The organism is Brevibacillus brevis NBRC 100599, assembly GCF_000010165.1.
In the GTDB taxonomy this organism is placed as follows: domain Bacteria; phylum Bacillota; class Bacilli; order Brevibacillales; family Brevibacillaceae; genus Brevibacillus; species Brevibacillus brevis_D.
The window spans coordinates 1,110,001-1,135,569 of the sequence record NC_012491.1 but is presented as its reverse complement, the minus strand read 5'-3'; the positions used below and the strand labels follow the sequence as shown (position 1 = coordinate 1,135,569).

At 47.0% G+C, this 25,569-nt stretch carries 25 protein-coding genes, 13 tRNA genes, 1 rRNA gene and 1 riboswitch (1 of these 40 only partly in view); of the genes, 7 read left to right on the top strand and 32 right to left on the bottom strand.

All coding sequences use genetic code 11. The features are described from left to right. Positions 1-15 precede the first annotated feature (15 nt). The 3 genes from BBR47_RS05860 to BBR47_RS05850 form a co-directional block, all read right to left on the bottom strand. Entirely contained in the window at positions 16-2,310 is a 2,295-nt protein-coding gene (locus BBR47_RS05860) for a glycoside hydrolase (protein WP_012684824.1), read from the bottom strand. 143 nt (positions 2,311-2,453) lie between these two features. Next, entirely contained in the window at positions 2,454-3,209 is a 756-nt protein-coding gene (locus BBR47_RS05855; RefSeq protein ID WP_012684823.1) for a VanZ family protein, read from the bottom strand. A 3-nt stretch (positions 3,210-3,212) separates the two neighbouring features. Then, positions 3,213-3,539 (bottom strand): PadR family transcriptional regulator, encoded by a 327-nt coding sequence (locus BBR47_RS05850; RefSeq protein ID WP_012684822.1) that lies wholly within the window; start codon positions 3,537-3,539, stop codon positions 3,213-3,215. Between the two features lie 466 nt (positions 3,540-4,005). Here BBR47_RS05850 and BBR47_RS05845 point away from each other — a divergent pair, with 466 nt between their 5' ends. Next, complete coding sequence (locus BBR47_RS05845; protein WP_012684821.1) at positions 4,006-4,269, top strand: KTSC domain-containing protein; 264 nt, start codon at positions 4,006-4,008, stop codon at positions 4,267-4,269. A gap of 65 nt (positions 4,270-4,334) precedes the next feature. Here BBR47_RS05845 and BBR47_RS05840 read toward each other — a convergent pair whose 3' ends face one another. The 4 genes from BBR47_RS05840 to BBR47_RS05825 all read right to left on the bottom strand — a co-directional run bounded on the left by BBR47_RS05840 (position 4,335) and on the right by BBR47_RS05825 (position 7,039). Beyond that, complete coding sequence (locus tag BBR47_RS05840; protein WP_012684820.1) at positions 4,335-5,081, bottom strand: amino acid ABC transporter ATP-binding protein; 747 nt, start codon at positions 5,079-5,081, stop codon at positions 4,335-4,337. Positions 5,082-5,095: 14 nt separating this feature from the next. Continuing rightward, positions 5,096-5,755, bottom strand: a complete 660-nt coding sequence (locus tag BBR47_RS05835; RefSeq protein ID WP_012684819.1) for an amino acid ABC transporter permease — start codon at positions 5,753-5,755, stop codon at positions 5,096-5,098. Positions 5,756-5,828: 73 nt separating this feature from the next. Continuing rightward, positions 5,829-6,605, bottom strand: coding sequence for an amino acid ABC transporter substrate-binding protein (locus BBR47_RS05830; protein ID WP_012684818.1), 777 nt, complete (start codon positions 6,603-6,605; stop codon positions 5,829-5,831). Positions 6,606-6,853: 248 nt separating this feature from the next. Next, a complete protein-coding gene (locus BBR47_RS05825; RefSeq protein WP_012684817.1) occupies positions 6,854-7,039 on the bottom strand; it encodes a hypothetical protein in 186 nt (61 codons plus the stop codon). A 442-nt stretch (positions 7,040-7,481) separates the two neighbouring features. After that, positions 7,482-7,565: riboswitch (cyclic di-GMP riboswitch) on the top strand. 191 nt (positions 7,566-7,756) lie between these two features. On the opposite strand from BBR47_RS05825, the gene BBR47_RS05820 reads away from it, so the two are divergent. The 3 genes from BBR47_RS05820 to BBR47_RS05810 all read left to right on the top strand — a co-directional run bounded on the left by BBR47_RS05820 (position 7,757) and on the right by BBR47_RS05810 (position 10,967). After that, complete coding sequence (locus BBR47_RS05820) at positions 7,757-8,311, top strand: GNAT family N-acetyltransferase (protein WP_012684816.1); 555 nt, start codon at positions 7,757-7,759, stop codon at positions 8,309-8,311. A 1-nt stretch (position 8,312) separates the two neighbouring features. Further along, the gene (locus tag BBR47_RS05815; protein WP_012684815.1) at positions 8,313-9,803 is read left to right on the top strand and encodes a methyl-accepting chemotaxis protein; all 1,491 of its coding nucleotides are present in this window, start codon (positions 8,313-8,315) and stop codon (positions 9,801-9,803) included. A gap of 114 nt (positions 9,804-9,917) precedes the next feature. Next, positions 9,918-10,967, top strand: coding sequence for an alpha/beta fold hydrolase (locus BBR47_RS05810; RefSeq protein WP_012684814.1), 1,050 nt, complete (start codon positions 9,918-9,920; stop codon positions 10,965-10,967). A gap of 68 nt (positions 10,968-11,035) precedes the next feature. On the opposite strand, the gene BBR47_RS05805 is transcribed toward BBR47_RS05810, so the two are convergent. The 3 genes from BBR47_RS05805 to BBR47_RS05795 form a co-directional block, all read right to left on the bottom strand. Next, the gene (locus BBR47_RS05805; protein ID WP_012684813.1) at positions 11,036-11,323 is read right to left on the bottom strand and encodes a YiaA/YiaB family inner membrane protein; all 288 of its coding nucleotides are present in this window, start codon (positions 11,321-11,323) and stop codon (positions 11,036-11,038) included. A gap of 87 nt (positions 11,324-11,410) precedes the next feature. Beyond that, entirely contained in the window at positions 11,411-12,568 is a 1,158-nt protein-coding gene (gene yhbH / locus BBR47_RS05800) for a sporulation protein YhbH (protein WP_012684812.1), read from the bottom strand. Positions 12,569-12,644: 76 nt separating this feature from the next. After that, positions 12,645-14,543 (bottom strand): PrkA family serine protein kinase, encoded by a 1,899-nt coding sequence (locus tag BBR47_RS05795; RefSeq protein ID WP_012684811.1) that lies wholly within the window; start codon positions 14,541-14,543, stop codon positions 12,645-12,647. Between the two features lie 357 nt (positions 14,544-14,900). Here BBR47_RS05795 and BBR47_RS05790 point away from each other — a divergent pair, with 357 nt between their 5' ends. Further along, positions 14,901-15,101, top strand: a complete 201-nt coding sequence (locus BBR47_RS05790; RefSeq protein ID WP_012684810.1) for a hypothetical protein — start codon at positions 14,901-14,903, stop codon at positions 15,099-15,101. Between the two features lie 238 nt (positions 15,102-15,339). On the opposite strand, the gene BBR47_RS05785 is transcribed toward BBR47_RS05790, so the two are convergent. From BBR47_RS05785 to trmL, 3 genes are all read right to left on the bottom strand, one after another. Continuing rightward, positions 15,340-15,912 carry a hypothetical protein gene (locus BBR47_RS05785; protein ID WP_012684809.1) on the bottom strand — a complete coding sequence of 191 codons (573 nt, stop codon included), beginning with the start codon at positions 15,910-15,912 and terminating at the stop codon, positions 15,340-15,342. A 147-nt stretch (positions 15,913-16,059) separates the two neighbouring features. Beyond that, a complete protein-coding gene (locus tag BBR47_RS05780) occupies positions 16,060-16,785 on the bottom strand; it encodes an HAD family hydrolase (RefSeq protein ID WP_012684808.1) in 726 nt (241 codons plus the stop codon). 25 nt (positions 16,786-16,810) lie between these two features. Further along, entirely contained in the window at positions 16,811-17,281 is a 471-nt protein-coding gene (trmL, locus tag BBR47_RS05775; protein ID WP_012684807.1) for a tRNA (uridine(34)/cytosine(34)/5-carboxymethylaminomethyluridine(34)-2'-O)-methyltransferase TrmL, read from the bottom strand. 139 nt (positions 17,282-17,420) lie between these two features. On the opposite strand from trmL, the gene BBR47_RS05770 reads away from it, so the two are divergent. Further along, on the top strand, positions 17,421-18,131 hold the full coding sequence (locus BBR47_RS05770) for a ferric reductase-like transmembrane domain-containing protein (RefSeq protein WP_012684806.1): 711 nt from the start codon (positions 17,421-17,423) through the stop codon (positions 18,129-18,131). Here the strand turns inward: BBR47_RS05770 and BBR47_RS05765 are convergent, their stop codons facing one another. The 4 genes from BBR47_RS05765 to rnhA form a co-directional block, all read right to left on the bottom strand. After that, complete coding sequence (locus BBR47_RS05765; RefSeq protein WP_041749787.1) at positions 18,132-19,103, bottom strand: amidase domain-containing protein; 972 nt, start codon at positions 19,101-19,103, stop codon at positions 18,132-18,134. Between the two features lie 127 nt (positions 19,104-19,230). Continuing rightward, positions 19,231-19,764, bottom strand: coding sequence for a methylated-DNA--[protein]-cysteine S-methyltransferase (locus BBR47_RS05760; protein WP_012684804.1), 534 nt, complete (start codon positions 19,762-19,764; stop codon positions 19,231-19,233). Between the two features lie 26 nt (positions 19,765-19,790). Then, entirely contained in the window at positions 19,791-20,942 is a 1,152-nt protein-coding gene (gene queG, locus BBR47_RS05755) for a tRNA epoxyqueuosine(34) reductase QueG (RefSeq protein WP_012684803.1), read from the bottom strand. Continuing rightward, positions 20,939-21,373 (bottom strand): ribonuclease HI, encoded by a 435-nt coding sequence (rnhA, locus tag BBR47_RS05750; protein ID WP_026134128.1) that lies wholly within the window; start codon positions 21,371-21,373, stop codon positions 20,939-20,941. The genes queG and rnhA overlap by 4 nt, the downstream gene beginning before the upstream one ends. Before the next feature lie 114 nt (positions 21,374-21,487). Between rnhA and BBR47_RS05745 the strand changes: the two genes are divergently transcribed. Continuing rightward, the gene (locus BBR47_RS05745) at positions 21,488-22,159 is read left to right on the top strand and encodes a B3/B4 domain-containing protein (protein WP_012684801.1); all 672 of its coding nucleotides are present in this window, start codon (positions 21,488-21,490) and stop codon (positions 22,157-22,159) included. 15 nt (positions 22,160-22,174) lie between these two features. On the opposite strand, the gene BBR47_RS05740 is transcribed toward BBR47_RS05745, so the two are convergent. The 15 genes from BBR47_RS05740 to BBR47_RS05670 all read right to left on the bottom strand — a co-directional run. Further along, positions 22,175-23,506, bottom strand: a complete 1,332-nt coding sequence (locus tag BBR47_RS05740; protein WP_012684800.1) for a purine/pyrimidine permease — start codon at positions 23,504-23,506, stop codon at positions 22,175-22,177. Between the two features lie 127 nt (positions 23,507-23,633). Continuing rightward, a tRNA-Leu gene (locus tag BBR47_RS05735) sits at positions 23,634-23,715 on the bottom strand. A gap of 8 nt (positions 23,716-23,723) precedes the next feature. Next, positions 23,724-23,797: transfer RNA gene (locus BBR47_RS05730), tRNA-Cys, on the bottom strand. 28 nt (positions 23,798-23,825) lie between these two features. Beyond that, positions 23,826-23,901: transfer RNA gene (locus tag BBR47_RS05725), tRNA-Gly, on the bottom strand. A 7-nt stretch (positions 23,902-23,908) separates the two neighbouring features. Beyond that, positions 23,909-23,983, bottom strand: a tRNA-Gln gene (locus tag BBR47_RS05720). Between the two features lie 26 nt (positions 23,984-24,009). Further along, a tRNA-His gene (locus BBR47_RS05715) sits at positions 24,010-24,085 on the bottom strand. A 27-nt stretch (positions 24,086-24,112) separates the two neighbouring features. Then, a tRNA-Trp gene (locus BBR47_RS05710) sits at positions 24,113-24,186 on the bottom strand. Between the two features lie 7 nt (positions 24,187-24,193). After that, positions 24,194-24,266, bottom strand: a tRNA-Phe gene (locus BBR47_RS05705). A 41-nt stretch (positions 24,267-24,307) separates the two neighbouring features. Beyond that, positions 24,308-24,384, bottom strand: a tRNA-Asp gene (locus BBR47_RS05700). Between the two features lie 63 nt (positions 24,385-24,447). Then, a tRNA-Met gene (locus tag BBR47_RS05695) sits at positions 24,448-24,524 on the bottom strand. 78 nt (positions 24,525-24,602) lie between these two features. Continuing rightward, positions 24,603-24,678: transfer RNA gene (locus BBR47_RS05690), tRNA-Val, on the bottom strand. Between the two features lie 33 nt (positions 24,679-24,711). After that, positions 24,712-24,785 (bottom strand) — tRNA-Glu (locus BBR47_RS05685). Between the two features lie 4 nt (positions 24,786-24,789). Beyond that, positions 24,790-24,882 (bottom strand) — tRNA-Ser (locus BBR47_RS05680). A gap of 3 nt (positions 24,883-24,885) precedes the next feature. Then, positions 24,886-24,961 (bottom strand) — tRNA-Asn (locus BBR47_RS05675). A gap of 52 nt (positions 24,962-25,013) precedes the next feature. Further along, a 23S ribosomal RNA gene (locus tag BBR47_RS05670) occupies positions 25,014-25,569 on the bottom strand; it runs 2,373 nt beyond the window's last position.

The following is a 25,569-nucleotide window of genomic DNA, read 5'->3' as shown; positions in this document are numbered from 1 at the left end:
TTTTTCAAATCGTTCTTACTGCGCTGGAGCAAAGAAGGTTTGTTTATCGTTCCCGTTCATAATCAGAGCTGATCTGGCCTTCACCACTTGCCCCTCGTACGTGAAATCTTGCTCAGAGAAGTTGGCGATCACTTGCAGATCCTCCCCATAAACCGACTTCTGCACGAGCCTGTCCTCGGACAAGACGCGATAATCGGTCATTTCTTGCTGCACCGCTTTTTTATGGAAAGGAGACCATACCTTCAAATAATTCGTGATTAATGATTGGTTTTCATCCCACATCTTTTTATCCAAATGATAAAGCGGCGGTACATTGTAAAGCAGCTCCTTGAGCATACGGGTGCCGACTTCATCCTTTATCTTCAGACTGCCCCACTCCCAGTGATGGCTCGTGATCACTGCATTGTTGTACACGAGCTTGTACAGTGGCAAAGAATAGGCAGGATCAATGTATACATGACGATACTCTTCCTTGATCGGAACCTGTTTGGCGTATCGTTCTGGGACCTCTCCCGCCGGGGACCAGTAGCCTCCTACATAATACGGGCTTTGCTTGTTTTTTCGCATGTCTGGATCGGCCCATTTGATGACAGGCGTCTCAATGCCATGGGCATAGGCGATACTCTGACTGGCGAAATCATTTCCAGTTTCAGACCCGATAACCAACTTCTTTTCATCGCGAATGTAGTCCATACGCGCAAGCTTTGCCTTCATATCCTCTGCCTCAGTCGTCGTGTGCTGTGGCGAATAATCATCGTTGAAATCTCCTGCTGCATCCACATCAATAAACCACGAATTAAAGGCAACATCGTTATTCATGATTTCATCCATGCGCTGTTTGACACTCGGCAGTGATAGAGTCGGATTCAGCAATCTCCCCTGTTGGAGAAAACCGGCTTTCTTCTCTCCATTTTTCTTTGAAATCGTTGCGTTCTCGTACAAGCTCTTATCCTTGAAAATAGCTGTGTTCCAATCGGGATTTTCCTCCTGATGAATCGAATGGTAGGAATCGTAGCTGGCGATCAAATAGCCTGTCTCATTCGCCTTTTGAATGAACGCTGGCTTCATATAGGCTGCTGTCCAATCAGGCAAACCGATCCATGCCCGATCAATCCCCGCCGCTTTCATTTCTTTCAAGAGATCAGTAGAGTCGGCATTCCCCCACTGTTCCACAGGTGGAACGACATCTTGGAGCACACTTTTCAGCACCTTTTTGTTCATGTCGTACAGCTGTGATTCTGTCAACGTGTCGATCCCTTTTCCAAACGATCTTTTTACCTCTTCATCGACATGTGGAAATCGCTGCGGAGTGTAAAACTCACGGGAACGCAAAGCATAATTCAACCCGCTAAGGAGCGCTTTCTTTTGATAATCCGCGACGTAATCCTGCTTCTGAATCTCGCGGAATTGCTGGATGCTCTCTTTTCCGTCCACTTCATTGGAAGCCAAGATTTTCTCAAGTGCTCCGATGAAGCTCGGGTTCAGTTTCGTTTTCAGTGCATTCCATTTCACGTCGTTGACCGATAAGAAGCTCTTGTTCCACAAGTAAAAATGAGGAGCGCCGTAAAGCTTTTCAATATTCGGATTGGCTTTTGCTTTTTCAGCCAGGGTCAGCAGTCCTCCCTGCTCCTTGACATATTGCTTGTAAACACCCGCTACACTAACCGGATCGTTGTCTGTGACATACAAGCGGAACCCGTAGGTCTTGTCCGGATTAATCGTGGGGAACTCGTGCGAAAACGTAAATCCAATCGTCGGATCAACGACAAAATCGACGGTGTTGTTAAACAAATTGTCTACGACGTACATCAGCGCATACTTGCTCTTGTTCACAGCAAAAAAGCGCATGGAAAAAGACTCAGCAAAGCTAAGACTCTCTTCTTTTAAAAAGGACTGCCACTTGCTGTCAGCCGCAGGTATCCATTTCCCTTCTCCCAAGGGCACCATGTAGCTTGCTCCTTTTACTGTCGGCCAGGAAAAGCTCTCTGTTCCTTTAGAGGTCAGGGTGATTTGCAAATGATCCTCTTTCTTTTTAATCGAGACATCCAGCTGGTCGTCTGGGTAGCTCCAAGCAATCTCTTGTTCACCTTTTTGTACATTCGTTACCTTGCGCGCAGGCATCGGCTCCGAGGCACTTTCCTTCATCCCGTCTCTCTCGACGAATACTTCGAAGGTCTCCGGATTCGCATCAAAAGTAAATTCTGAGTGCTGCTTCGACTGCACTTGTTCGGTAGCCTTGTTGCTCTCACAGCCAACTACGACTTGGAGCAGGAGCACAAATGCTATGAGGAAAATCGGTGATCGTTTCATAAAAACCCTCCTAAATAATCGATTCACTATGTATATCGCATTACGATGTACATATGCAAAAAAAATGGCTAAAGCCTTTGCCAAGGCCGCCTTACAATCGTGCGACCCCGGTCACTCAAAAAGCTTTTACAAATTTTGACCCGCTAAAAAGAGGAGGCAGACAGATCGTCATCAAATTTGTTATTGTTCCGTCGCTTACGGATCAGCGCCGCCCCTACTCGAAACATCCCATAGCCAATTAGACCGCCGAGTACATTTAGCAGCAAATCATCGACATCAAAGCTGCCTAACGAAAACAATAGCTGCAAGGTTTCGATGATGAGACTGGCCGAAAGCGTGAGAAAAAACACGCGATGCACGCTTTGAAAGGACATAAATATCAACGGCAGCAACAGCCCGAGCGGAACAAACAACATGACATTGCCAATCAGGTTATACATGACAGTGCCAAAGCTGTAATTGTCATAATGATAAACGTAATCCACCAAGGTTTGAAATGGTTTCGTATTTTGGAACAGATGCGTATATTGCGGGACGCCGTATTCCAGCATCCTTTGCTTCCATTCCACGGTAAAAGCTCTGCGTCGGAAGCGATCCGGTGACAATAACAAGAGATAACTAGAGATAGCTACATACAAGAAAAACAAGGTCATGACCCATTTACGGATGTATTTATCAATGAGCGGCATGGACTCAGACAGTTGCCGACTGATTGCTTTCGTCGAACCAAATCGTTGAATGGTCAGTAAAACGGCTTCCTGTTCTTCATAGCCTTCTTCGACCAGCTCACTTTTCATGCTGTTCAAATGATCCATCAGCTCATCTTTGACATCCTGCTTTTCCCATTTCGAGCATGGCAAGCGACTGACAACCTGTTCTGCATATTGTTCGAGCTTCATTCGTTACTCACTTCCCTCATTGCAAAGCAAAATGAGTCTACTCAAGCTCTGCCAATCCTTCATCTTGTCTTGCAGAAGCCCTTGGCCCGTCTTGGTAATCCGATAATATTTGCGGCGTCCGCCTTCGTTGGCTTCCCCCCAGTAAGACTCCACTGCCTTTTGCGTCTCCAGTCTCTTAAGAGCAGGATATAATGTGCCTTCACCGATTTCATACAGCTCATCGCTTTTATCGCGAATCTTCTTGGCCAACTCATAGCCGTACTGATCTTTTTGTGCGATCAGCGAGAGCAGCAATAGATCGATGCTTCCTTTCAACAACTCCTTGTTCACAAAAGCATCTCCTCCCCGTGATATGCCTAGAGATTATCACACTATACCTCGTGATACAAGGTAGTTTATCAAGGAAATTTGTGGATATCACTTTTGGTTCTATGTAATTATTGACAAAAATAAAATAGGTAATATAGACTATATTCGACAACATTTTTCATGAGTCTACATACTTTCGGATGATCATTCCTTTCTATACTTAACCAGATGATAGGCCCATAGAACGAAGCAAAAAGAAGATTTTCACTTTTTTGGAGCAGGTTACTTTTCATTCGTGACTTCATTCTCTCTAACAGGAGGCACTTACATGCTTGCCCACTTTCCAATGATTGTTCTGAATACGGTTCTCTTAGCCTATTTTGCAATCGGTGTGCTATTTTTGTATTCCGAATCCAAATTTTTGCGTAAAATGAAGACTCGTAGAAATAGATAAACCGATTTTTAGATAAAGGAGTTTGCACGTACATTGAGATCTTTTTTTCGCCAATTTCTGCCACGTCAGAATCAACCTCAAGAAATTACCTACAAGGAACTGGATTCGAAATTGATCAAAGCTGCACGCTACGATCTGGCCACAAGCCACCTCTACATCCGTTTTCACGATGGACGCGAGCTCGTTTACTGTCGGGTCACTCCTTACGCTTACAATGCGTTTTTAAATGCTGACTCGTTCAGCGATCATTTTCATTCGTTCATCAGCCAACGGTACTTGAACTATCAGGTGATGTAGCCTGTCTATACAAAATGCCCTCAGTCTGTCTTCTCGACACTGAGGGCATTTGTTGTTGATCTTCTCTATTTTAACGCGCGATGCAAAAAAGATTTCGTCCGCTCAAATTTAGCGTTTGTAAACAATTGCTCCGGTGTCCCCGACTCTACGAATTCCCCTTTGTCCATAAACATGATTTGGTTCGCCACCTCGCGTGCGAATCCCATCTCATGCGTCACTACCATCATCGTCATATGCTCCTGGGCAAGCTGCTTAATGACTTGCAGGACCTCACCCGTCAGTTCGGGATCGAGTGCAGACGTAGGCTCGTCAAACAACAAGATTTGCGGGTTCATCATCAGTGCTCTGGCGATCGCTACACGCTGCTTCTGTCCGCCTGAGAGCTTCGCTGGATACGCGTCTGCCTTATCAGACAGCCCGACCTTTTCCAAGAGCTCTGCACTCATTTTCCGGATGTCTGAAGACGCCTCACCTTTGACTACACGTGGTGCGATCTCCAGATTTTCCTTCACCGTTAGATGAGGGAACAGATTAAAATGCTGGAAGACCATGCCCATTCTCGACGTGATCTGCTTGATTTCCTGGTTACCGGCATAAACCCCGTCCTTCACCAAATAATCATCCTGCACACGAATGCTACCACCATTCACCTGCTCGAGGTTGACCAAGCTGCGCAGCATCGTGCTTTTACCGGAGCCAGAAGGCCCGATTACTGCCACGACTTCGTTCTTTTTCACCGAAAACGAGACATCTCGCAAAACTTCCTGATTGCCAAACGATTTCTTTAGATTCGATACTTGAATGATATCCATATTGTGCCAGCCCTTTATTCGAATTTGAACCTTTTTTCCAGCCACTTAAAGAACAACGTCAACAATAGCGTCATTAACAAATAAATGATTCCAGCAATAAAAAACGGAACGATGGTAAAGTCACGATTCACAGCCGTTTGTGCAAAGTGAAGCAATTCTGGGACGGCGACTGCATAGAGCAGCGCTGTGTCTTTTACAAGGGTGATTGATTCATTTGCGACGGCTGGTAAAGCCACGCGAAACATTTGCGGCATAATAATCTTGTTGGTTGTCTGCCATTTGCTAAAGCCGAGTACCTGCGCCGCTTCGTACTGTCCTTTGTCGATCGACAGCAGTCCTCCACGGAAAATCTCCGCGAAATACGCTGCGTAATTCAACACGAAACCGACACATGCAGCGACGAATCGATCCATCACCAAATAATCTCCCACTACGGGCAAGAGAGGCAGCCCGAAGCAAATAAACAACAGCTGCAATAAGAGAGGCGTCCCACGCATCACATATACATACGTATGCGCGAGCCAGGCCAGCGCCTTATTACTGCTCTTTGCCAGTAAGGTGATCAGAAAACCTAATGGAATGGAAAGCAGAATGGCGATGAGAAACAACAGCACCGTCATCTGCGCTCCTTCTAGCATGGGCTTCGTAATGGAGAGAATGTAGTCTACGTTCATCTGGGTATGCTCCTAATCCTGAAAATAAAAGCGTGGCTTCGCCAATCATGCGGCGAAGCCATCGCTGTTCTGCTTATTTCAATACACGATTTTCGCCGAACCATTTTTCCGATATTTTTGCAGCTGTACCATCCTGATTCATTGCATCCAGTGCTTTTTGCAGCTCTTTTTGCAATGCCTCGTTGCCTTTTTTGACGCCAATTCCATATTCCTCAGGAGACAGCGATTCTTCTAATTGCTTAAATGCTCCCGGCTCTTTTGCCATATAGTAATCGGCCACAATCTGGTCGATGACGACTGCTTCTACACGACCGATCTTCAAATCACTCAGTGCCAGTACGTTATCAGGGAACTCGGTAATCGATTGGACCTGATTTTTGATCTCACTCGCATTAATCGCGTCAGCTGCGGAAGACAGCTTTTGTAAACCAATTGCTTTACCGGCTAAGTCTGACAGCTTGGTCAAGTTGCTATTTGCCTTCGTGACCACTACTTGTGCGTTTTTCAGATAAGGCTTGGTAAAGAGAACCTTCCCTTTTCTCTCATCTGTAATCGTATATCCATTCCAGATCAAGTCAATACGACCACTGTTTAGTTCAGACTCTTTTGCACTCCAGTCGATTGTTTGAAACTCAACTTGTTTTCCCATTTTTTCGCCAGCTGCACGTGCATAATCAATATCAAAACCGACTAGCTCATTTTTCTCATCCCGGAAACCCATCGGTGCAAACTTATCATCAATTCCGATAATCAACTTATTCGCGTCAGCGCCAGTTTTTGCGCTGGAACAGCCCACTACCAACGAAACCACCGCACCCAACAACAATGACATCCATGCTATTTTCTTCATCGTGATGATCCCCCTCGTTTCCCTACTCTATGTTTTACTCTGATAAAGTGGTAATACGTTAACAAGGTATCATGATAGCACATTAGCAGGGAATAGTCGATACTTTAGTAAACAAAAGCACCTTAGAAATATACGCCAAATAATTGGGGAAAATACCGACTAGCAGCGCTACCTCCAACACGAAAAAGCCCTCCGCATTCAATGGAGAGCTTTTTCGTGTTGGAGCTATATACATCCGCTCCCTATCCTTACGCCTGATTGCACACTTTGATATATGAAACATTTCTCACGTTGATGACAACATCATCATACTGGAGCCATCCGTCGTTTTGATTAGCGACCATTTGAATGATCTCTTCCGGTTCCGTGGATTCGATGCTAATCGTTTCACCGCCTCCGGAAAAGTAGAATTGAATCACTTTTGCTTCCTTCATAATATCCCCTCCTATTCCTTCTAGTTATCGGATGGTTGGAAAATTTTTGTTACGGGTGATTTTTATGTATACCATTCAACTCCTGAGCGGCTACGTGCATTCAAACACCAAAAACTTTTTCAGAAGGTTTCTCTTTCATCAAACAGGGGAAAGTACGTTTATATAAAGTAAATTTAGATGGGCAACAGTTCACATTCGATATCCTTGGGGAAGGCAACAAAGCCGAATGGAGCCTACCGAAGTTTTAGACATTCTGCGTACCCTAACCTAACGCCTATGAATGAAGGACTAGTTGATATCACAAATGGTTTTTTGTTCGTCTATACTTTATGAACAATTAGTTTCTTTACCCTACCAAAACTTGACAAAGTATATCTTTTGTCTTATATTTTGCATGATTATGTCCAGCAAAATTCGACACACTTTTACAAGTTTTGCTAATAAATGCAAAAGGCAAAGTCATCGAAAGGTGGCGACGCAAAACCACGGGTCTACAGTCTTTGACCATGATAGCCGGGTTGCCATCATCTTGGAACAATTTTTTTGATGTTGGTAGCTTCGGTTGTTCCATTTCGATGGAACGGCCTTTTTTTGTGTTTCGTTTTTTGAAAGGGGGATGAAAGCACTCTCATTTTTGCAACAGAATGGAAAAACATAACTTTTGGGACGTCAAACATACACAACACGGTAATCAGAAAACGATGGAGTGGAGAAGTTATGTACAAACAAGTAGAAACCGTACAAGAGTTAGCTAAATTTCATGAAATCAAAGAAACAGTATGGACAAGCATGGGCTTCGAGATGGAGTACGCGAAAGAAGGCTCCGCACAATTCCTCCTACTTGCCGATGATGGTGAAGCAGGTGGAACATTTGAAATGACGCCCTTTTCCAAATCAAGTGCTTATATGAAATCACTATTTCAAGATGTTGTTACAGAAGATATGAAAGTAATGGAGGTAGACAGTCTTGCTGTTTTGCCGAAATACCGTGGACAACTAGGGCAAAAAGGAATTTGCTTGATGATAGATTACGCTGAAAAGCATGGCTATACCCACGCAATCGGGGTAGCAGATCCAACTTTTTTTAAATTTATTAACACGAAGTATCAAGTAAAGGCGACTCAGACCAAAGATATTGTCTTTTACAAAGGGGCCGATGCCATTCCGACCCTCTTTCATCTAAAAGATGTCTATGACAATAAGCACGATCCGAAATATTCCTGGTACAATTCGTCGTCGTCCAATCAAGTAAAAGTCGAGGTAGGTGGGTAACATGGATAACATGGATAACATTGATAACGTTGATTTATTGAGAAGAAGAAACAATTGGGTCGTAATCGTATTTGCAAGTATTATTACGGTTGTTCAGGTCTTAAACCTCTTTCTAGGCGTTTCGTACACATTCGTTTTCACAATACTGGGTATTTTGTATGGCGTGCTGGCACCTTTTACTTACATCTCCAATCGCCCGAGCTTCCGTGAAAAAGCAGCGCCTTTCATGAAGTTTTTCAACTTCGCTGTAATCGGAATCTTCATGTTCATCATTGTTGGACTGGACCCGCATATGATCAATATCATGACCATTATGTTCTTTGTAGCAGTCATGGGGATTTATCAAGACCGACTCATCAATATTTTGACCATTGTATCGACATTAGGCATTGTCTCTTACTACTTCCTGACACAGAGAGAATTGATTTTCCATTCGACAAGCAATCTTGACCTGATGTACTTCCTGCTCACCTTCTGCTTCGTCTCTATCACGAGCATGATGCATGCTGTATTCAATAACAAACTACAAGAGGAAAGTGAGCAACAAAAGCAAGAAGCGATTGCCTCGAAGGAATCGTTGCAACGTGTTCTCGATCAAATCAATGAATCTCTCACCTCTATGCAAGACTATCAAGAGAATTTGAACAAGGTAACAGATGGTGTAAATGTTCGCGCTGTCGAAACCGTTGCTTCCCTGCAAGACATTATGGAGTCCTTTACGGTCCAGACTAGCAATACGGACGAGCTGCGTCGGGAAATGAGCTCCACGAATCTGCAAGTTGAGGACATGACCCGCTCTGTTACAGAGATGCATGAGTACGTAGAATCGACCAAAGAAGCCACTAGCGAGAGTGGAAAACGCATCGGCAACATCGGCAATGACTTTGAACGATTCATCACGGACATCCAAGGTACGAACCAGCTGATTCAAGAGCTCAATAAAGAAACCGAATCGATTGGGAAAATCATTCAAACCATTTCCGATATTTCTGCACAAACCAACCTGTTGGCACTCAATGCCACGATTGAAGCGTCTCGGGCAGGTGAACACGGCCGAGGATTTGCTGTCGTAGCAGATGAAGTACGCAAGCTCGCTGAATCCTCCAAGCTATCCTCCGAGTCGATCTCGAGCTTGCTCATGACCATTCGTGAAAAAATGAAGCTCGTATCGGATATGATTTCCGAGTCACAGACGTCTTTTGAGAAAAATAGCGAGGGCATCCTCGAAGTACAAGAAATGTTCACCAATGTAGACAACTACATGCAAAACTTCGCCGATAAAACGAAGAACCTGCAAGAGTTCATCGTCCATGTTCACAGCATGATTCAGGAAGTTGGCGCAAAAGTAGAAGTCAACGCCGATATTACCGACAAGAACAAAGAGAGCCTGGAAGAAGTGCTTGTTCTCGTTTCTGAGCAAAAAGACGAAGTCGTTAAGGTTTCTGGCGGCTTTGAGAAAATCGAACAGCAAATGCGTGGTCTCCATATGTAGCCTTCCTGCAACCGCCTTTTCAATGGCGGTTGTTTTCTTTTTTCATTTTGTAACTGAATGGGTATATAATAAGAATATTCTGATATCAATCACTTGAAAGGAGGCACATCATTGATGGATGCACGAATCGAAACCAAAACGATTCAGACCGATCGATTGCTCGTTTCCTACCTGACAGCAGGCGTACCGGAAGGAGAACCGCTCCTCCTCATTCACGGCAATGCGTCAGCCAACTTGTTCTGGGATGATACCATTGCGGCTCTATGTGACCAGTACCGTGTATATGCACCTGATATGCGAGGCTATGGAGCAAGTGAAGCATTGCCCATTGATGCGACACGCGGTTTGCGAGACTGGTCGGATGACCTTCATTCGTTTATTCGGGCATTGGGCTTGCCAACACCTGTCCATCTTGCCGGCTGGTCGTTGGGTGGCGGGATCGCGATGCAGTTTGCCATCGATCACCCGCAGGAAGTCCGCTCTCTGATTCTCATCGCCCCTATGTCCCCTTACGGCTTTGGTGGAACCAAGGATATAGCTGGCAACCCGTGCTACAGCAGCTTCTCGGGCTCAGGTGGGGGAGCCGTCAACTCCGAGCTGGTCAAAAGGATTGCAGCCAAAGATATGGGAAATGAATCTCCCTCCAGTCCTCGCAATGTCATGAATCAGCTTTATTTCAAGCCCCCATTCCAAGTTGGCCCAGAGCAGGAAGACCGTTATGTGCGCGCCATACTCTCTACGAGAACGGGAGAGGACTTTTACCCCGGTACCTTTGAATACGTGAACGATTGGCCCGGCGTTGCTCCTGGAACGAAAGGAATTACGAATGCGATTTCTCCCAAATACGTAAATTTGTCCGGTATTGTCCAGATGGAGCCGAAGTGTCCGATTTTATGGATTCGCGGTGCAGATGATGCCATTGTCTCGGATCAGTCGCTGGCTGATTTCGGTACGCTGGGCAAGCGTGGCTATGTCCCCGGCTGGCCGGGGGAAGACGAATATCCCCCTCAGCCGATGGTCTCCCAAATTCGTGACGTGCTCGAACAATATCAGCGCGCTGGTGGTTCCTATCAGGAGATTGTCATGGAAAATGTGGGGCACGCTCCACATATCGAGAAAGCAGAGGAGTTTATCGAGCTCATTCGAAAAACCGTCAGGGCATGACTCTGACGGTTTTATTTTGCGATCATCTCATTAGCTCTCCACGCTACTGATTATTCTATAGGATTGGGCTATTTCGGCGTTTCTTTCTCCACTTTCGATACCTTCAAGTTAAATTCTCTTTCCTGCTCCTCAATAATCGCTCGATCCTCTGCATTATCTCTCACTACTTTTTGTGTCAAAATCGATCCAACTGCTACTAGAAGCATGCATGCGATATAGTATCCCTTTTCGTGCAGCTGAAGACCCGTCGCATTGTATAAACCGATGGAAAATAGCAGTACACCTGCGCCTAATGTAAAGTATGCCAAGAAAGTGAAGGCTCCCGTGTTGCGCATCCGATGCTTTTGTGGATACATAGTAACACCCCTCACATTTTGTTCATCCGACTCATGCAAACAAATACAAGTCAACCGGACGATTTCTCGCCCGGTTGCTTCTATGGATTACCTCACAGCTTCTTTCTTGCCAAAGAAAGTACGCAACGCCTTGTATACCTCGCCCTTTTCCCGAATGACACAATGCATGAATTTCGGCTCCTTGATGTGGCGATACGCTGACATGAGGGTACTGTGCCTATTATACTGATTCACTTCCCCATAGCCGAACATGTTGCATCTCTCTATGAGCTCTTTTACCAGCTTTACGCAACGTTCATTGTCAGACGTGAGGTTGTCGCCATCGGAAAAATGGAACGGGTAAATGTTGTACTGCGATGTCGGGTAGCGGCTATCGATGATCTCCAACGCTTTTTTGTAAGCAGAGGAGCAGATCGTCCCCCCGCTCTCCCCTTTCGAGAAAAAGGTGTCCTCCGTCACTTCCTTCGCATCCGTATGATGGGCAATGAAGACGATCTCGACCTTTTCGTACTTGGTGCGTAAAAACCGTACCATCCAGAAGAAAAAGCTGCGGGCGATATACTTTTCAAACACGCCCATCGATCCGGAAGTATCCATCATCGCAATAATGACAGCATTGGAATGAGGCTTGATGATCTCTTCCCACGTCTTGAAGCGCAGATCATCATCAGTGATCCCCAGCTCCATATCACTGTAGCCTGCCAGCGCATTTCGGCGGATGGCCGCAATCAGCGTACGTTTTTTATCAATATTGCCCATCAAGCCCTTTTTCCTGACATCATTGAACCGAGTCTCTTCCACGACGATTTGTTCCTCGTCTTTTTGTTGAAGGTTCGGCAGCTCCAGCTCGGCGAAAAGCATCTCCTGCAATTCTTCTACGCTGATTTCAGCCTCATAGTAGTCTACACCTGGCTGGTCGCCCGCTCCCTGACCCTTTCCTGGCCCTTGCGCAGGATCACCGTCACGGGCTACGACATCGCCTACTTTACTGTTTCCTTTACCTTGACCGCCATGTTTTCCCTTTTGGAAGTTAAAACGCAATCGGTATTCATCCAGGGAGCGAATAGGGATCTTAATGACTTCCCGACCATTCGACATGATGATGTTTTCTTCGCTGACGAGATCGGGCAGATTTTTTTTGATCGCTTCTTTCACTTTTTCCTGGTGTCGATTTTGGTCCTGGTACCCTTTGCGGTGCAGCGACCAGTCTTCCCGGGAGACAATGAACGATGATTCATCTTTCATGCCGTCTCCTCCTAGCAACTGGCGCAATCTGCGCCGAATATGATTATGACGTGCCCCTCATGTCGCCAACGTTCTGTCATCTGTTCAACAGGCTTCCCACGTAGCGCAGCAGCTCATTTGCGCAAACCGGGCAATATTGATGCTCTTCGATAAGACGCTTGGTAACCTCATTAATTTTCTTGAGCTGATGCTCATCCGGTGTTTTGTTCGAGGTCGTAATCTTGACGACATCCTTCAGATCGGCAAACAGCTTCTTCTCGATAGCTTCCCGTAGACGATCATGCGTGCTGTAGTCAAAGCGCTTCCCTTTACGCGCGTAGGCCGAGATACGGATGAGAATTTCTTCACGGAAGGCCCGCTTGGCATTTTCCGAGATGCCGATTTGCTCCTCGATGGAACGCATCAGGCGCTCATCTGGATCCATCTCCTCACCGGTAACGGGATCACGGATTTTGTTCATGTTGCAATAAGCTTCTACATTGTCCAAATAGTTATCCATAAGCGTTTTTGCCGACTCTTCATAGCTGTAGACAAACGCCTTCTGCACTTCTTTTTTCGCCAGCTCGTCGTATTCCTTGCGCGCGATCGAGATGAAGTTCATATACCTCTCCCGCTGCTCCTTGGTGATGGACGGATGCTGGTCAAAGCCTTCTTTTAGCGCCCGAAGAATATCAAGCGCATTGATGCACTCCGTATCGCGACGGATCAGTGCACTAGAGATACGGTTGATAACATAACGCGGATCAATACCGGACATTCCTTCATCGGCATGCTCGTTACGCAACTCTTCCAGATCGGCTCCCTTGAAGCCTTCCACCGATTCACCGTCATACAGCCGCATCTTTTTCAGCAGATCGGCCCCTTGTTTTTTCGATTCTTTCAAGCGGGTCATAATGGAAAAGACTGCTGCTGACCGGAGCGCATGTGGTGCAATATGCACATGCCCCAAGTCGGATTGCTTAATTAATTTCGCGTATATTTTTTCTTCATCACTGACACGCAGATTATACGGCATCGGCATGACGATAATCCGAGATTGCAGTGCCTCATTTTTCTTATTCCCAATAAAAGCCTTGTACTCCGATTCGTTCGTGTGCGCAACAATCAGCTCATCTGCAGAAATGAGGGCAAAACGACCTGCCTTGAAGTTTCCTTCCTGTGTCAGCGAAAGGAGATGCCACAAAAATTTCTCGTCGCATTTCAGCATTTCCTGGAATTCCATCAATCCGCGATTGGCTTTGTTCAGCTCCCCATCAAAACGATACGCACGAGGGTCAGACTCAGAGCCGTACTTCGTAATCGTCGAAAAGTCGATGCTCCCCGTCAAATCGGCAATATCCTGTGACTTCGGATCGGAAGGGCTAAATGTACCGATCCCGACACGATTGGCTTCGGAAAACAAAATCCGGCGAACAGGGAAATCCTCGATGCACCCTCCGTATTCGGTCTCCAACCTCATCCGGTTATAGGGCGTCAATTCTCCTTCAATCTTGATGCCTAGCTCTTCTTCTACCTCTAGACGTAGATCGTGCGGGATTAGATGAAGAGGCTCTTCGTGCATCGGGCAACCATCAAGTGCAAAGATCGCTCCGTCTTCCGTTCTGGAATACTCCTCCAGTCCCCGCTTGAGCATCGTCACGAGCGTAGACTTACCGCCACTGACAGGTCCCATTAAGAGCAAGATGCGTTTGCGGACATCCAGACGACGTGCAGCCGAGTGGAAATATTCCTCCACTAGGCGCTCAACAGAACGATCCAATCCGAAGATTTCTCGACTAAAAAATTGATACGAACGTGAGCCGTCCTCGTTCTCTTCAACCCCCGCGCTTTTAATCATGTTGTAGACGCGTGAGTGCGCCGTCTGGGCAATTTGCGGATTTTTACGTACTAGTTGCAAATATTCGGCGAATGTTCCTCTCCACATCAGGTTTTCTTCGCGGGCCCGGTGCTCAGCGATCCGTTTTAAAATGTCCATGTTCGACACTCCTCCCTCTTAAGCCCCTCTCTCTTCCCAACGACAATGTACTCTCATGTATATGTCCGCCTGCGGTCACGCATTCACGTGCAAGCCGTTTTCTCCGGTTGCCAACAGGCTCTTACAGCCTTTACATATGTGTATGCGCGACATCAGCACAAGTTTCAGCAATCTTCCCATAAAAATAAGGCACATTGCTTTTTGGCTGCTTGGAAGATTACGGAATTGTAAGGTTTAACGAGCGTAGCTGTAAGTTGATTCGATAGTTTGTAATCCCTCTCCCCCTGTAAAATACAATCATAAGCAACAGACACGGAAAGCCAATATGGATTGGCCTAAAATAACGGAGGAACGAACATGGACATCCAAACAGAACGCATTCAAGTGAAAAAAGGACTTTATTTGACCGGCATCGCAACCTTGGTAATTCTCTCGGTATTTATTTACCAAGCAGTGACAGGAATGGAACTCGATACAGGAGAAATACTGAGTGTGCCCATTTCGCTTTGTGCCTTCTTGAAACTCGTGAATGACCATCGAAAATTGTCACTTACGTAAGGGAGCAACAGCTTTAAGGCGTTTGCAAAGTGGGCAGGCTACGCTATAATGGGAGTAGTTTGTTTACGAAAGGGGCTGTCAAACGTGGGTACATTTATCGTAGCATTGGTCTTTGGAGCTTTTCTGTTTTTCACTCTGACAGCTGGCTACAACGAGGACAAAACCTGGAACCTGTAAGAAGCATCCAGGGAAAAAAGCAGGCTGCCTACTGTGGCGACCTGCTTTTTTTGTTTTCTTGTTATTTCTTATTCTCTTTCTTTTCTGCTTTTTTCGCTACGATTTCTGCCTTGATTTCTTTTGCGCTCTTGCCTGCTGTTTCAACGCCCCACTTGGCAGCCTTTTCTTTCAGGTTCGTGAGCTGTTCTTGTTTCTTCGCTTCTTTTGCTGCCTTTTTCTCAGCGTTTGCTGCTTTTTTTGCTACTTTTGCTTCTTGAATAGCCGCTTTTACTTCCTTCGCTGTTTTACCTGCCGTATTAACGCCCAGCTTTACAGCCTTACCGTTTAGCTTCGCAAGCTGTTCTTGTTTCTTCGCTTCTTTTGCTGCTTCTTTTGCTGCCTTTTTCTCAGCGCTTTCTACTTTCTTTGCGGCTTTTGCTTCTTGAATGGCTGCTTTTACTTCCTTATTTGTTTGATCCGTGGTTTCGACGCCCCACTTGGCAGCCTTCTCGTTCAGTTTTGCTCTGTTTTCTTCCTTTTTCTCCGCTTTCGAGTGCTTAACTGTAGAATCCGCTCCTGTATCCGCCGCAGCCACTACAGAGATACCACTAAACAGCAAGGTAGTCATAACCAGAGACGAAACAAGTTTTTTCATGCAAGATTTCCTCCTTTTATTATGTAAAACGTAGTTGTACACCTCCTAGCCTATCTGATGATTTTGGGAAAAGTATGTGAAAAAGCAGGCTTGGCCATTTTTTCAAACGGACACCCTGCTTCTCGGTTATACTTTCATAATTATTTCTTACCCTGCAAACACGCCGCTTTTTTCAGAGATCGCCGTAAACAGTTCTTCTAATGATCCCCGCTGATCGACCTGATACTGAGGCTCACCACGGTCTTCCATCCAATTGGTTACCAGAAACGTTTTCATTCCCAGCTTGGATGCGACCATGTCCTCCTGCATGTGATTCCCGACCATGACACAGTCTGTCGGCTCAACCCCAAGCTTTTGGCAAATCTCATTATAATAACCAGGATTCGGCTTCGTGAAATGTGATTCCTCATACACGGTGACCAGCTCGAAATCATCCGGGGACATCCCTATCCAAGCGAGGCGATGGTGAATCGCATCCCGCGGGAAAACAGGATTCGTCGCTACTGCAACCCGAAATCCTTGTTCTTTGGCGGCAGCAATAATCTGCTTTGCCCATGGCGAAGGATACGTCAGGTGAGACAGTGTCGGAAACACATCGCGATAAAACGAATCGAACAGAGGCCATATTTCCTCCCGATCCCATTCACTGTGTTCCGTAAAATGTTCGATAAAAACTTGCTCGTTCGTCTTGTCGGGCTCTTGGTTCATGATCATTGCTTTGGTCGCATCCCAAACCAACGCCAACAGCTTTTCGGTATCGTACTTATCTCCGACATGACGGCCTACTTCAACCAAGTAACTTTTGACAAAGGGTTCTGTCTGCATCTCTAATAGCGTACCGTCCAAATCAAACAGGATGGTGTTCACAGTCATAATGGATCTCTCCCTCCCAAATGCCTTACGATAACGATGGAAAACCTAACTGGCGAAGTCCCTCAAATAAGACAATAGCTGCACAATTGGACAGGTTCACAGAACGGGTCGCACCGCTCATCGGGATGCGAATAGTCTGCTCCCGATATTTTTCTGTCAGCTCTTCTGGCAAGCCTGTCGTCTCCTTGCCCAAGATAATGTAGTCGCCATCCCGGAAGGCAACGTCCGTATACAACTTTTCCCCCCAGGTCTCCACAAAGTAAAAAGTGCCCGCACCTTCTCCTTGTGCCTCAACAAAGTGCTCGAAGCTCTCATGATGGTGAACATTAACCGCATGCCAATAATCGAGACCAGCCCGCTTCAGGTAACGATCGTCTGTTGAAAATCCTAGTGGATGAATCAAATGCAGATGCGCTCCTGTCGCTGCACATGAACGGGCGATATTTCCCGTATTGGCAGGGATGAGCGGCTCGTGCAAAACAATATGTAACGGCATATCTGAAAATCTCCTTGTAAATTGCGAACTTGTTACCAGTACATGTCCTATTATACCACCGTGCCCAACTTCTGTAACAACTGGAGTGCCTGCTGCATCTAATCAGAAAACTTTGGCTATCGAAAGGAGTTCTGATTAGATGGGGGCACTCATTTCATTTGGGCGACGCCTTGTCGCACATGTGAGCATCCTGAGTTTGATCCTGCTAGGTGCCAGTTGGATGTGGGTTGATTTTTCTTCGTTCCCTGCACTGGAAACATGGAGCATGCTTCTCGGCTATCTCTCATTTATTTTGATTGGCTGCACCTTACTGATTGGTCCACTCCAGTCCTGGTTCCCTGCTAGCTGGAGGACCACTATCAGCTTGTCCATCCGCCGAGATATCGGCATATGGGCTGGGCTAACTGGACTGCTGCACGTCATTCTTGTGCTCGTCCTTTTTGAAAATGAGCCTCGCCTGATGATCATACATGAAAACCATTCAGAAAAGGCTGATGGATGGCTGGGTCTGTTCTTTGTCGCTTCCTCTGATCCGACCATGTGGCCATCTCCCAACTGGACCCTTACAGGCGTTGCGAACTACCTTGGGCTGTTTGCCTTTTTCATTCTACTAGCCCTGTGGCTGACATCTTCTGCACGGGCAGAAAAATGGCTGGGTGGCTCCAGTTGGAAAAGGCTTCATCTCGCCAATCCATGGCTTTTTGTCATCGTCTTGATCCATGGCTTGATTTACATCCAATCCATCAAAGGAGAACCGCATACCTTTTCAGACATGCTCGTTTTCGCAGCAATAATTTGGCTGGTTCGCAGCATCGCTTTTATACGAAGAGCTTTTTATCGCAAGAGGTAATTACACCCCTCTTATATGAAAGAAGGCATAGCGCATGTTGGGCGTATAGGCTGTGGAATCCTCATATGCCCAGTAGCGCATGCTGCTATCTGTCGTATGTGCATTCACTAACGGCATCTGATTCGCGTCTTTTGCGACCACGATCGTATTATGCTGAAAACGCCCATCTCCGTTAAAATCATAACAAATGATATCACCTGGGACCAATTCGGCCGCAGAGCTTTTCGTAACTGCCCGCATAGGTGCTCCACCCGACTTCAAAAGCAAATACAAGCTATGCGCTACCGTCCAGCTATAACTCCAAGAGGCGCCTTTTCCCGTGCGAATCCACCAGCCCTTGCCCATCTCTTTAGACATCAGCATAGGGATTCCGCCTGCGTGTAAACATTGCGAAATAAAGTTCGTGCAGTCATCCGTAAAACGAGGATACACGGGATTGGTCGTGTTCCAGTAGCGTTCCGCATACGCGACTGCATTTGCAGCGTTGTACCCTCCCTCTCCAAGCACGATCAGCATCGGTTGGTCGATGGCATCCTCGACGCCTGACACAACGATGATAGGCTCCTCCTCCTCTTCCTCGACCACCAATTTTTGATCACCATTCGACTCCCTTGCCCCGATAATCGACCACTTTTCGTTCGTTTTGAGCAACTGGAGCTGGAACAATCGTTTGTTTGCCTCTTTATACTTGGTTTGCTTGATCCCCAGCGTTTTATTTTCTTGCCATTGAACTGTTATTTCCATGGTGGCATCAGTATCTACCCAGCACATGGGCGTTACTTGTCCCTGGACAGCCAATAATTTGACTCCCCGTTCCTCAGCTCTCCGCTTCTCACGGTTCAGTCGATTCCATTCGTCCTGTATGCAAGACTCTTCTGTGCAATAAAAGGGTAGCAGTCGCTCATACTTTCCATCCATAGATGACTGGTGAACTGCTTGAAAATATTGCTGAATAAATTCACGCCACTCCACTTTCCCCTCCTCCTTTCCGCCTCCAGACTGCGACAAAGCCCATGAACTGTTCATCTCAATGAAGAATATGTCGCTCGTGGAGCATTCAGAAGAAAAAGAAAAGCTGTCCGAGCAAGCAGACAGCTTTTTAGGAAGAAGCGTGAGCAAAAAGTGGACCTTCTTCTAGGGAAAGTAAATATTCTTTAATGGATAAGCCACCTCCGTACCCGACCAAGGCACCATTCGAGCCAATGACACGATGGCACGGTATAATGACAGGAATCGGATTACGATTGTTCGCACCGCCAATAGCCCGAACAGCTTTCGCCGCTCCAATTGCCAAGGCAATATCTTTGTAAGAACGAGTTTCTCCATAGGGAATGTTCGATAGCTCATTCCAAACAGACTTTTGAAAGGGAGTTCCGTATAATACGGTTGGAACATCAAACGTCTTGCGTTTGCCTGCAAAATACTCTTCTAGCTGTATTTTTGCAGGCTCATTAATTGCATCGTTACGCGTAGGGGTAATCCCTACAAACGTTTTTTTGCACCAGCGCACAAGCGGCGCCAATCCGTCTTGTTCATTGGCAAACTGAATGTAGCATAGCCCTTCTTCTGTAGAAGCCAAGAGCAATGGTCCAATCGGTGAATCCATCATGGTATAGCCTAATTCCTTTGCCATTTAACGTCCTCCCTCTCTTCTTCAAACTAAGCCTGTTCACGAATCATGCTCATGCCTTTTTCTATCTCTTCCACCACTTCGGGTGACGCCTCTTTTGCTTTTGCGGTAATGAGCGCCTCTTGTGCCTGCTCTCCCCCGATTTTTCCAAGCGCCCATGCAGCAGTTCCGCGGATGACTGGACGAGGGTCTTCAAACAAAAGGCGCTCCAAATGAGGGACAGCCGTCCGATCCTTGAAATGGGCAAGTGCTAGTATAGCATTGCGCTGAATGGGCTTTTTGCCCCGCCAAGATGAAGAGGATTGTCCGAACTTTTCCTTGAACTCCTTATTGCTCATCTGAAGCAGCGGAATCAATAAAGGCTTGGCAATCTCCGGGTCAGGTTGAAATTCAGCATGATGGTCGTTGTCGATGCGACGATTCTTCGGACATACCGTCTGACAAGTGTCGCAACCATACAGCCGATTCCCGATTTTCCCGCGGAATTCATCTGGAATAAAGTCTTTCACCTGTGTCAAATAAGCTACACATCGCTGTGCATCAAGCTGTCCACCCTGAATCAAGGCTCCGGTCGGACAAGCGTCTACACATATATTACAGTCGCCACAGCCTTCTTCGATTGGGTGATCGCTTGGCAACGGAAGATTCGTTACAAGCTCCCCCAAGTACACCCATGATCCGAACTCCGGCGTTATGATGGCACAGTTTTTTCCTACAAACCCAATCCCTGCTCGCTCAGCTACCGCACGATCAGACAGTGCTCCCGTATCTACCATGGATTCGATCCGAGCCCCTGGCTCCAGCTCCATAATGAATCGCGTCAGCTTGTCCAGCTTGTCGCGCAGAACGTGATGGTAATCGGTTCCCCATGCTGCACGGCACAAGATTCCCCGATATGCACCAGGCTCTGACTTTGGTGGATTTTTGAGCTTGGAAGGATAGGCCAACGCTATCGAAATCAGCGAACGTGCCCCGTCCAACAACAGTTCCGGGTTCGTCCTCTTTTCTAGATCAGGCTCTTCAAATCCAGATTCATAACCCTTTTCCCGATGTACAAGAAGCCGTTCTTTTAAGGTCGTGAATGGATCGGCACTGGCAAACCCAATCTTATCGATTCCGATTTCCTTTGCATAATCAATGATGGACTGCTTTGTCTGCTCCCAGTACTGCAAGTCGTTCACAGTTGTTTAATCGCTCCTGTCGCCAATTCGTCGCAGCGGTTGTTCCATTTGTTGTCGGCGTGTCCTTTGACTTTTACGTACTCTACCTTGTGGGTGTCCATCAATTGCAGCAGTTCTTTCCATAAGTCCTGATTCTCCACCTGCTGGCCTTTACTATTTTTCCAGCCGTTTTTCAGCCAGCCTTTATACCAGCCTTGCTTGAAACAGTTGACCAAGTATGCACTATCACTGGACAGCGTCACCTTACAAGGCTCCTTCAGTGTTGACAGCGCCTTGATGGCCGCCATCAGCTCCATTCTGTTATTCGTTGTATGTGGTTCGGCACCGGACATTTCCTTGATGTGTTGGCCGTACATCAGTACAGCTCCCCAACCACCTGGTCCTGGATTGCCGGAACAAGCTCCATCTGTATAAATCTCAACCTCACGCATCGTCATCGTCAGGATTCCCTCCTCTGTTCTCTTCTATTGTATCGAAGCTTAGTCGCTTCCACAAAAATTTTTTGTTATACTACCAAAAATAGGTTCAGTAAGGAGTGTCTATCGATGAAAGTTCAGCTAGATCCTTCCGTGTCCGAGCATCTGCCGCAATTTTCTCTCGGCATTTTACAATACAGCAATGCTTCCGTCAGTGACTCCCCCAAAATGCTACAGGGACGTATCAATTATTATGTGGAGAGCTTGCGGCTTGATCACGACACCGCAAACCTGACAGAAATAGAAGGCATCCGCGAGTGGAGAGCCTGCTTTAAGCAAGTTGGTATCGATCCGTCCAGATACCGCCCTTCCTCCGAAGCATTGCTTCGCCGGCTGTTGCAGGGAAGTCCTTTTTTCTGGATCAACAGCGCCGTTGATGTGAATAATTTTTTCTCGGTTTTGCACACGCTTCCGTTCGGGATTTATGACGTCAATCACTTAGCGGGTGATATCACTTGTCGACTCGGCCACGCCGAAGATGTCTATGAAGGATTAAATGGACGCGAAGTCAACATGGAAGGGAAACTACTGCTCGCCGATGGTAACGGCGCATTTGGGAGTCCCATTGTTGATTCCAAGCGTTCATGCGTAACGGAACAAAGCCGCGCTCTCCTCCAGGTCATCTTCTTCCATGAAAAAATGGAACCATCTAAAAAAAAAGAAATCGTAGGTTCAGTTGGTCGCATGTTTACGGAAATCAACGGTGGCGAGCTGACTCACTCCTCTATCGTTACTGCCTAAGAAAAAGACGGCCCGTCATGCAGCCTGGCCGTCTTTCTTTACGCTATCTTCTTCCTTTTTTCTAAAAACGATATGTTCCAGGACCAGGCACACAATAACACCGAGCAATAAGCCATTTCCGAACAAAAAGCTAGCCAATGCAGGGAGTTTCTGCCAAGCTACAGCAGGTACGAACATGACTCCGATCCCGACCAAAAGCGAGCTACCCCCAACAATTACCGTGCGTTCGTCCATCTTCACATTTACGTAATCCTTCAACCCGAAGCCCAGCAGTTGCGTATAGGAAATGAACATCGCTGCATATGCCACTGGAGTAGGCAAAGCCGCCAAAAAGTGAGCAACAGTGGGAAGCAGCCCAATCAGCATCATCCCCAGCATCGCTATGACAAATGGGAGACGCGAAGCCATTTTCGTCGTTTGAATAACAGCTGCTGCCAAGGAAAGTGGAATCATACCTACCACACCGCTCAAGCCTGACAGGAAATGGGATACCCCAGTAAAAATACCACCGCGATTGTACTGCTTTTCAGTAGGCACCGTGTCTGTCGCTTTTCCCATAACCGACAAACTCGTCATGAGGTTTGTCAACAAAACGAATCCTGTCAGCATACTCGTTAATACAACTCCCCAATCCCAGCGTGGGGGTCCCCAAAAGAAAATAGAAGGCCATGAAAATAATTGCTCAGTAGGCCGGACCGGTTCTGTCCATCCAAGAAGTGCGTACACGATCCAGCCCCCAACCATGCCAAACAAAACGGCAAAACTGGAGAATCTCTTAGTCCGCATAATGAACACAACAAGGGCTACGATCCCTATGGACACAAGTGCTACACCCGGTTGTACCTCCCTTGAATGCTGAAAACCAATTCCGAGCATGCCCGTGAGAATGTTACTACACAAAGAAACAGCAAGTAAAATCATATACGTACCTGAAACCAACGGCGTAAACCACTTCTGTAATTTCCCAATCCAGCCTAATAAGCCAAAAATGAAAAAGAGTAGACCTGCTAATATCATACCCACTTGAAAGGATTGACCAATTTCTTGTGGATGGAGACCCATGCTCGTTCCGAGTTGAGCCAAAATGATAAAGATCCCCCACCATAGTCCAGCCGGACCTTCTATCATCGGATAACGGTGTCCAATCCAAACTTGCAGTAGTGACGCGAGTCCAATGTAAAACATGGTCTGCTGCATCAGCTTTCCAATTTCATCAGCCTGCAAGCCGTACATATCTCCAATCATTAGTGGTACCGCCACACTGCTGGAAACAGTTACGATCATCCATTGTAATACGGACAGCGTTGTAATCCCCATTGGTGGCTTGTCTTGCAGTTTGTAAAACACCTCAACCACCTCGTCTTTTTACGTACACAAGTTGTCTATTTCCCTGTCTACACTATGTGCATATTAAAGCAGAAAAAAACCCCAATCATCAAGATATCTTGACATTCAGGGTTAGCCTGTAAAAGTATGGTGCCGGTGAAGGGACTTGAACCCCCACGGTTTCCCTCACGATTTTGAGTCGCGCGCGTCTGCCATTCCGCCACACCGGCAAATATTTTGGAGGAGGCACCCGGATTTGAACCGGGGGTGAGGGTTTTGCAGACCCGTGCCTTACCACTTGGCTATGCCTCCATGATATGAGGAAAAACAATTTGAGAAATGGAGCGGACGAAGGGTCTCGAACCCTCGACCTTCGCCTTGGCAAGGCGACGCTCTACCAATTGAGCTACGTCCGCATTTTAATGGCTGGGGTACTAGGATTTGAACCTAGGAATGACGGAGTCAAAGTCCGTTGCCTTACCGCTTGGCTATACCCCAATAAGTAATCCCCAACTATAAATTTATGGGGCGATCGATGGGACTTGAACCCACGAGTGCCGGAGCCACAATCCGGTGCGTTAACCCCTTCGCCACGACCGCCATGATTACTACTATTGTTTTGAAAAATGGCAGGGGCAGTAGGAATCGAACCCACACCAAAGGTTTTGGAGACCTTCGTTCTACCGTTAAACTATGCCCCTATAAAGGTGGCTCGGGACGGAATCGAACCGCCGACACGAGGATTTTCAGTCCTCTGCTCTACCGACTGAGCTACCGAGCCTTATATCCATGCTTTACTCGCCAATTTCATTTGATTAGAAATGGCGGAGCTGACGGGACTCGAACCCGCGACCTCCGGTGTGACAGACCGGCGTGAACTCCAACTTCACCACAGCTCCATATTTGTTTGCACCCACTAGGTGCTCCGATCCTACTTGATCAAGTAGAGCAAGTAGAAAATTTGGTTGCGGGAGCAGGATTTGAACCTGCGACCTTCGGGTTATGAGCCCGACGAGCTACCGAGCTGCTCCATCCCGCGATAGTCAGGACGACTGAGTGTCAGTGTTGCCACAAAACGTGGCGCTTTTAGCTGACCTTCCTTGCCCTTTGATATAAATGGTGGAGGCTGACGGGATCGAACCGCCGACCCTCTGCTTGTAAGGCAGATGCTCTCCCAGCTGAGCTAAGCCTCCAAATCACCTACAAACATGTAGGGATTTTCTAGGTGACCCGTAGGGGATTCGAACCCCTGTATGACAGCGTGAAAGGCTGCTGTGTTAAACCGCTTCACCAACGGGCCAAGATGGCGGATGGAGTGGGATTTGAACCCACGAGACGGTTCGACACCGCCTACACGATTTCCAATCGTGCTCCTTCGGCCGCTCGGACATCCATCCATATGGCTCCTCGGGACGGACTCGAACCGCCGACCGATCGGTTAACAGCCGATTGCTCTACCAACTGAGCTACCGAGGAACGTTGAAGGTTTATTCCTTCAAAACTGAATACGCATGATTGCTAAGAGTGTGTGGATAAGTCCTCGACCGATTAGTATTCGTCAGCTCCACGCGTTACCGCGCTTCCACACCGAACCTATCAACCTCATCGTCTATGAGGGGTCTTACCAGCTTGCGCTGTGGGAAGTCTCATCTTGGAGGGGGCTTCACGCTTAGATGCTTTCAGCGCTTATCCCGTCCGCACATAGCTACCCAGCTGTGCCACTGGCGTGACAACTGGTGCACCAGCGGTGCGTCCATCCCGGTCCTCTCGTACTAAGGACAGCTCTCCTCAAACTTCCTACGCCCGCGACAGATAGGGACCGAACTGTCTCACGACGTTCTGAACCCAGCTCGCGTACCGCTTTAATGGGCGAACAGCCCAACCCTTGGGACCTACTTCAGCCCCAGGATGCGATGAGCCGACATCGAGGTGCCAAACCTCCCCGTCGATGTGGACTCTTGGGGGAGATAAGCCTGTTATCCCCAGGGTAGCTTTTATCCGTTGAGCGATGGCCCTTCCATGCGGAACCACCGGATCACTAAGCCCGACTTTCGTCCCTGCTCGACTTGTAGGTCTCGCAGTCA

Excerpts from the sequence above, each read along its gene's own strand:
- BBR47_RS05860 (WP_012684824.1), bottom strand. The coding sequence starts at position 2,310 with ATGAAACGATCACCGATTTTCCTCATAGCATTTGTGCTCCTGCTCCAA.
- BBR47_RS05855 (WP_012684823.1), bottom strand. The coding sequence starts at position 3,209 with ATGAAGCTCGAACAATATGCAGAACAGGTTGTCAGTCGCTTGCCATGC.
- BBR47_RS05840 (WP_012684820.1), bottom strand. The coding sequence starts at position 5,081 with ATGGATATCATTCAAGTATCGAATCTAAAGAAATCGTTTGGCAATCAG.
- BBR47_RS05835 (WP_012684819.1), bottom strand. The coding sequence starts at position 5,755 with ATGAACGTAGACTACATTCTCTCCATTACGAAGCCCATGCTAGAAGGA.
- BBR47_RS05830 (WP_012684818.1), bottom strand. The coding sequence starts at position 6,605 with ATGAAGAAAATAGCATGGATGTCATTGTTGTTGGGTGCGGTGGTTTCG.
- BBR47_RS05825 (WP_012684817.1), bottom strand. The coding sequence starts at position 7,039 with ATGAAGGAAGCAAAAGTGATTCAATTCTACTTTTCCGGAGGCGGTGAA.
- BBR47_RS05820 (WP_012684816.1), top strand. The coding sequence starts at position 7,757 with ATGTACAAACAAGTAGAAACCGTACAAGAGTTAGCTAAATTTCATGAA.
- BBR47_RS05815 (WP_012684815.1), top strand. The coding sequence starts at position 8,313 with ATGGATAACATGGATAACATTGATAACGTTGATTTATTGAGAAGAAGA.
- BBR47_RS05810 (WP_012684814.1), top strand. The coding sequence starts at position 9,918 with ATGGATGCACGAATCGAAACCAAAACGATTCAGACCGATCGATTGCTC.
- BBR47_RS05805 (WP_012684813.1), bottom strand. The coding sequence starts at position 11,323 with ATGTATCCACAAAAGCATCGGATGCGCAACACGGGAGCCTTCACTTTC.
- yhbH (WP_012684812.1), bottom strand. The coding sequence starts at position 12,568 with ATGAAAGATGAATCATCGTTCATTGTCTCCCGGGAAGACTGGTCGCTG.
- BBR47_RS05795 (WP_012684811.1), bottom strand. The coding sequence starts at position 14,543 with ATGGACATTTTAAAACGGATCGCTGAGCACCGGGCCCGCGAAGAAAAC.
- BBR47_RS05790 (WP_012684810.1), top strand. The coding sequence starts at position 14,901 with ATGGACATCCAAACAGAACGCATTCAAGTGAAAAAAGGACTTTATTTG.
- BBR47_RS05785 (WP_012684809.1), bottom strand. The coding sequence starts at position 15,912 with ATGAAAAAACTTGTTTCGTCTCTGGTTATGACTACCTTGCTGTTTAGT.
- BBR47_RS05780 (WP_012684808.1), bottom strand. The coding sequence starts at position 16,785 with ATGACTGTGAACACCATCCTGTTTGATTTGGACGGTACGCTATTAGAG.
- trmL (WP_012684807.1), bottom strand. The coding sequence starts at position 17,281 with ATGCCGTTACATATTGTTTTGCACGAGCCGCTCATCCCTGCCAATACG.
- BBR47_RS05770 (WP_012684806.1), top strand. The coding sequence starts at position 17,421 with ATGGGGGCACTCATTTCATTTGGGCGACGCCTTGTCGCACATGTGAGC.
- BBR47_RS05760 (WP_012684804.1), bottom strand. The coding sequence starts at position 19,764 with ATGGCAAAGGAATTAGGCTATACCATGATGGATTCACCGATTGGACCA.
- rnhA (WP_026134128.1), bottom strand. The coding sequence starts at position 21,373 with ATGCGTGAGGTTGAGATTTATACAGATGGAGCTTGTTCCGGCAATCCA.
- BBR47_RS05745 (WP_012684801.1), top strand. The coding sequence starts at position 21,488 with ATGAAAGTTCAGCTAGATCCTTCCGTGTCCGAGCATCTGCCGCAATTT.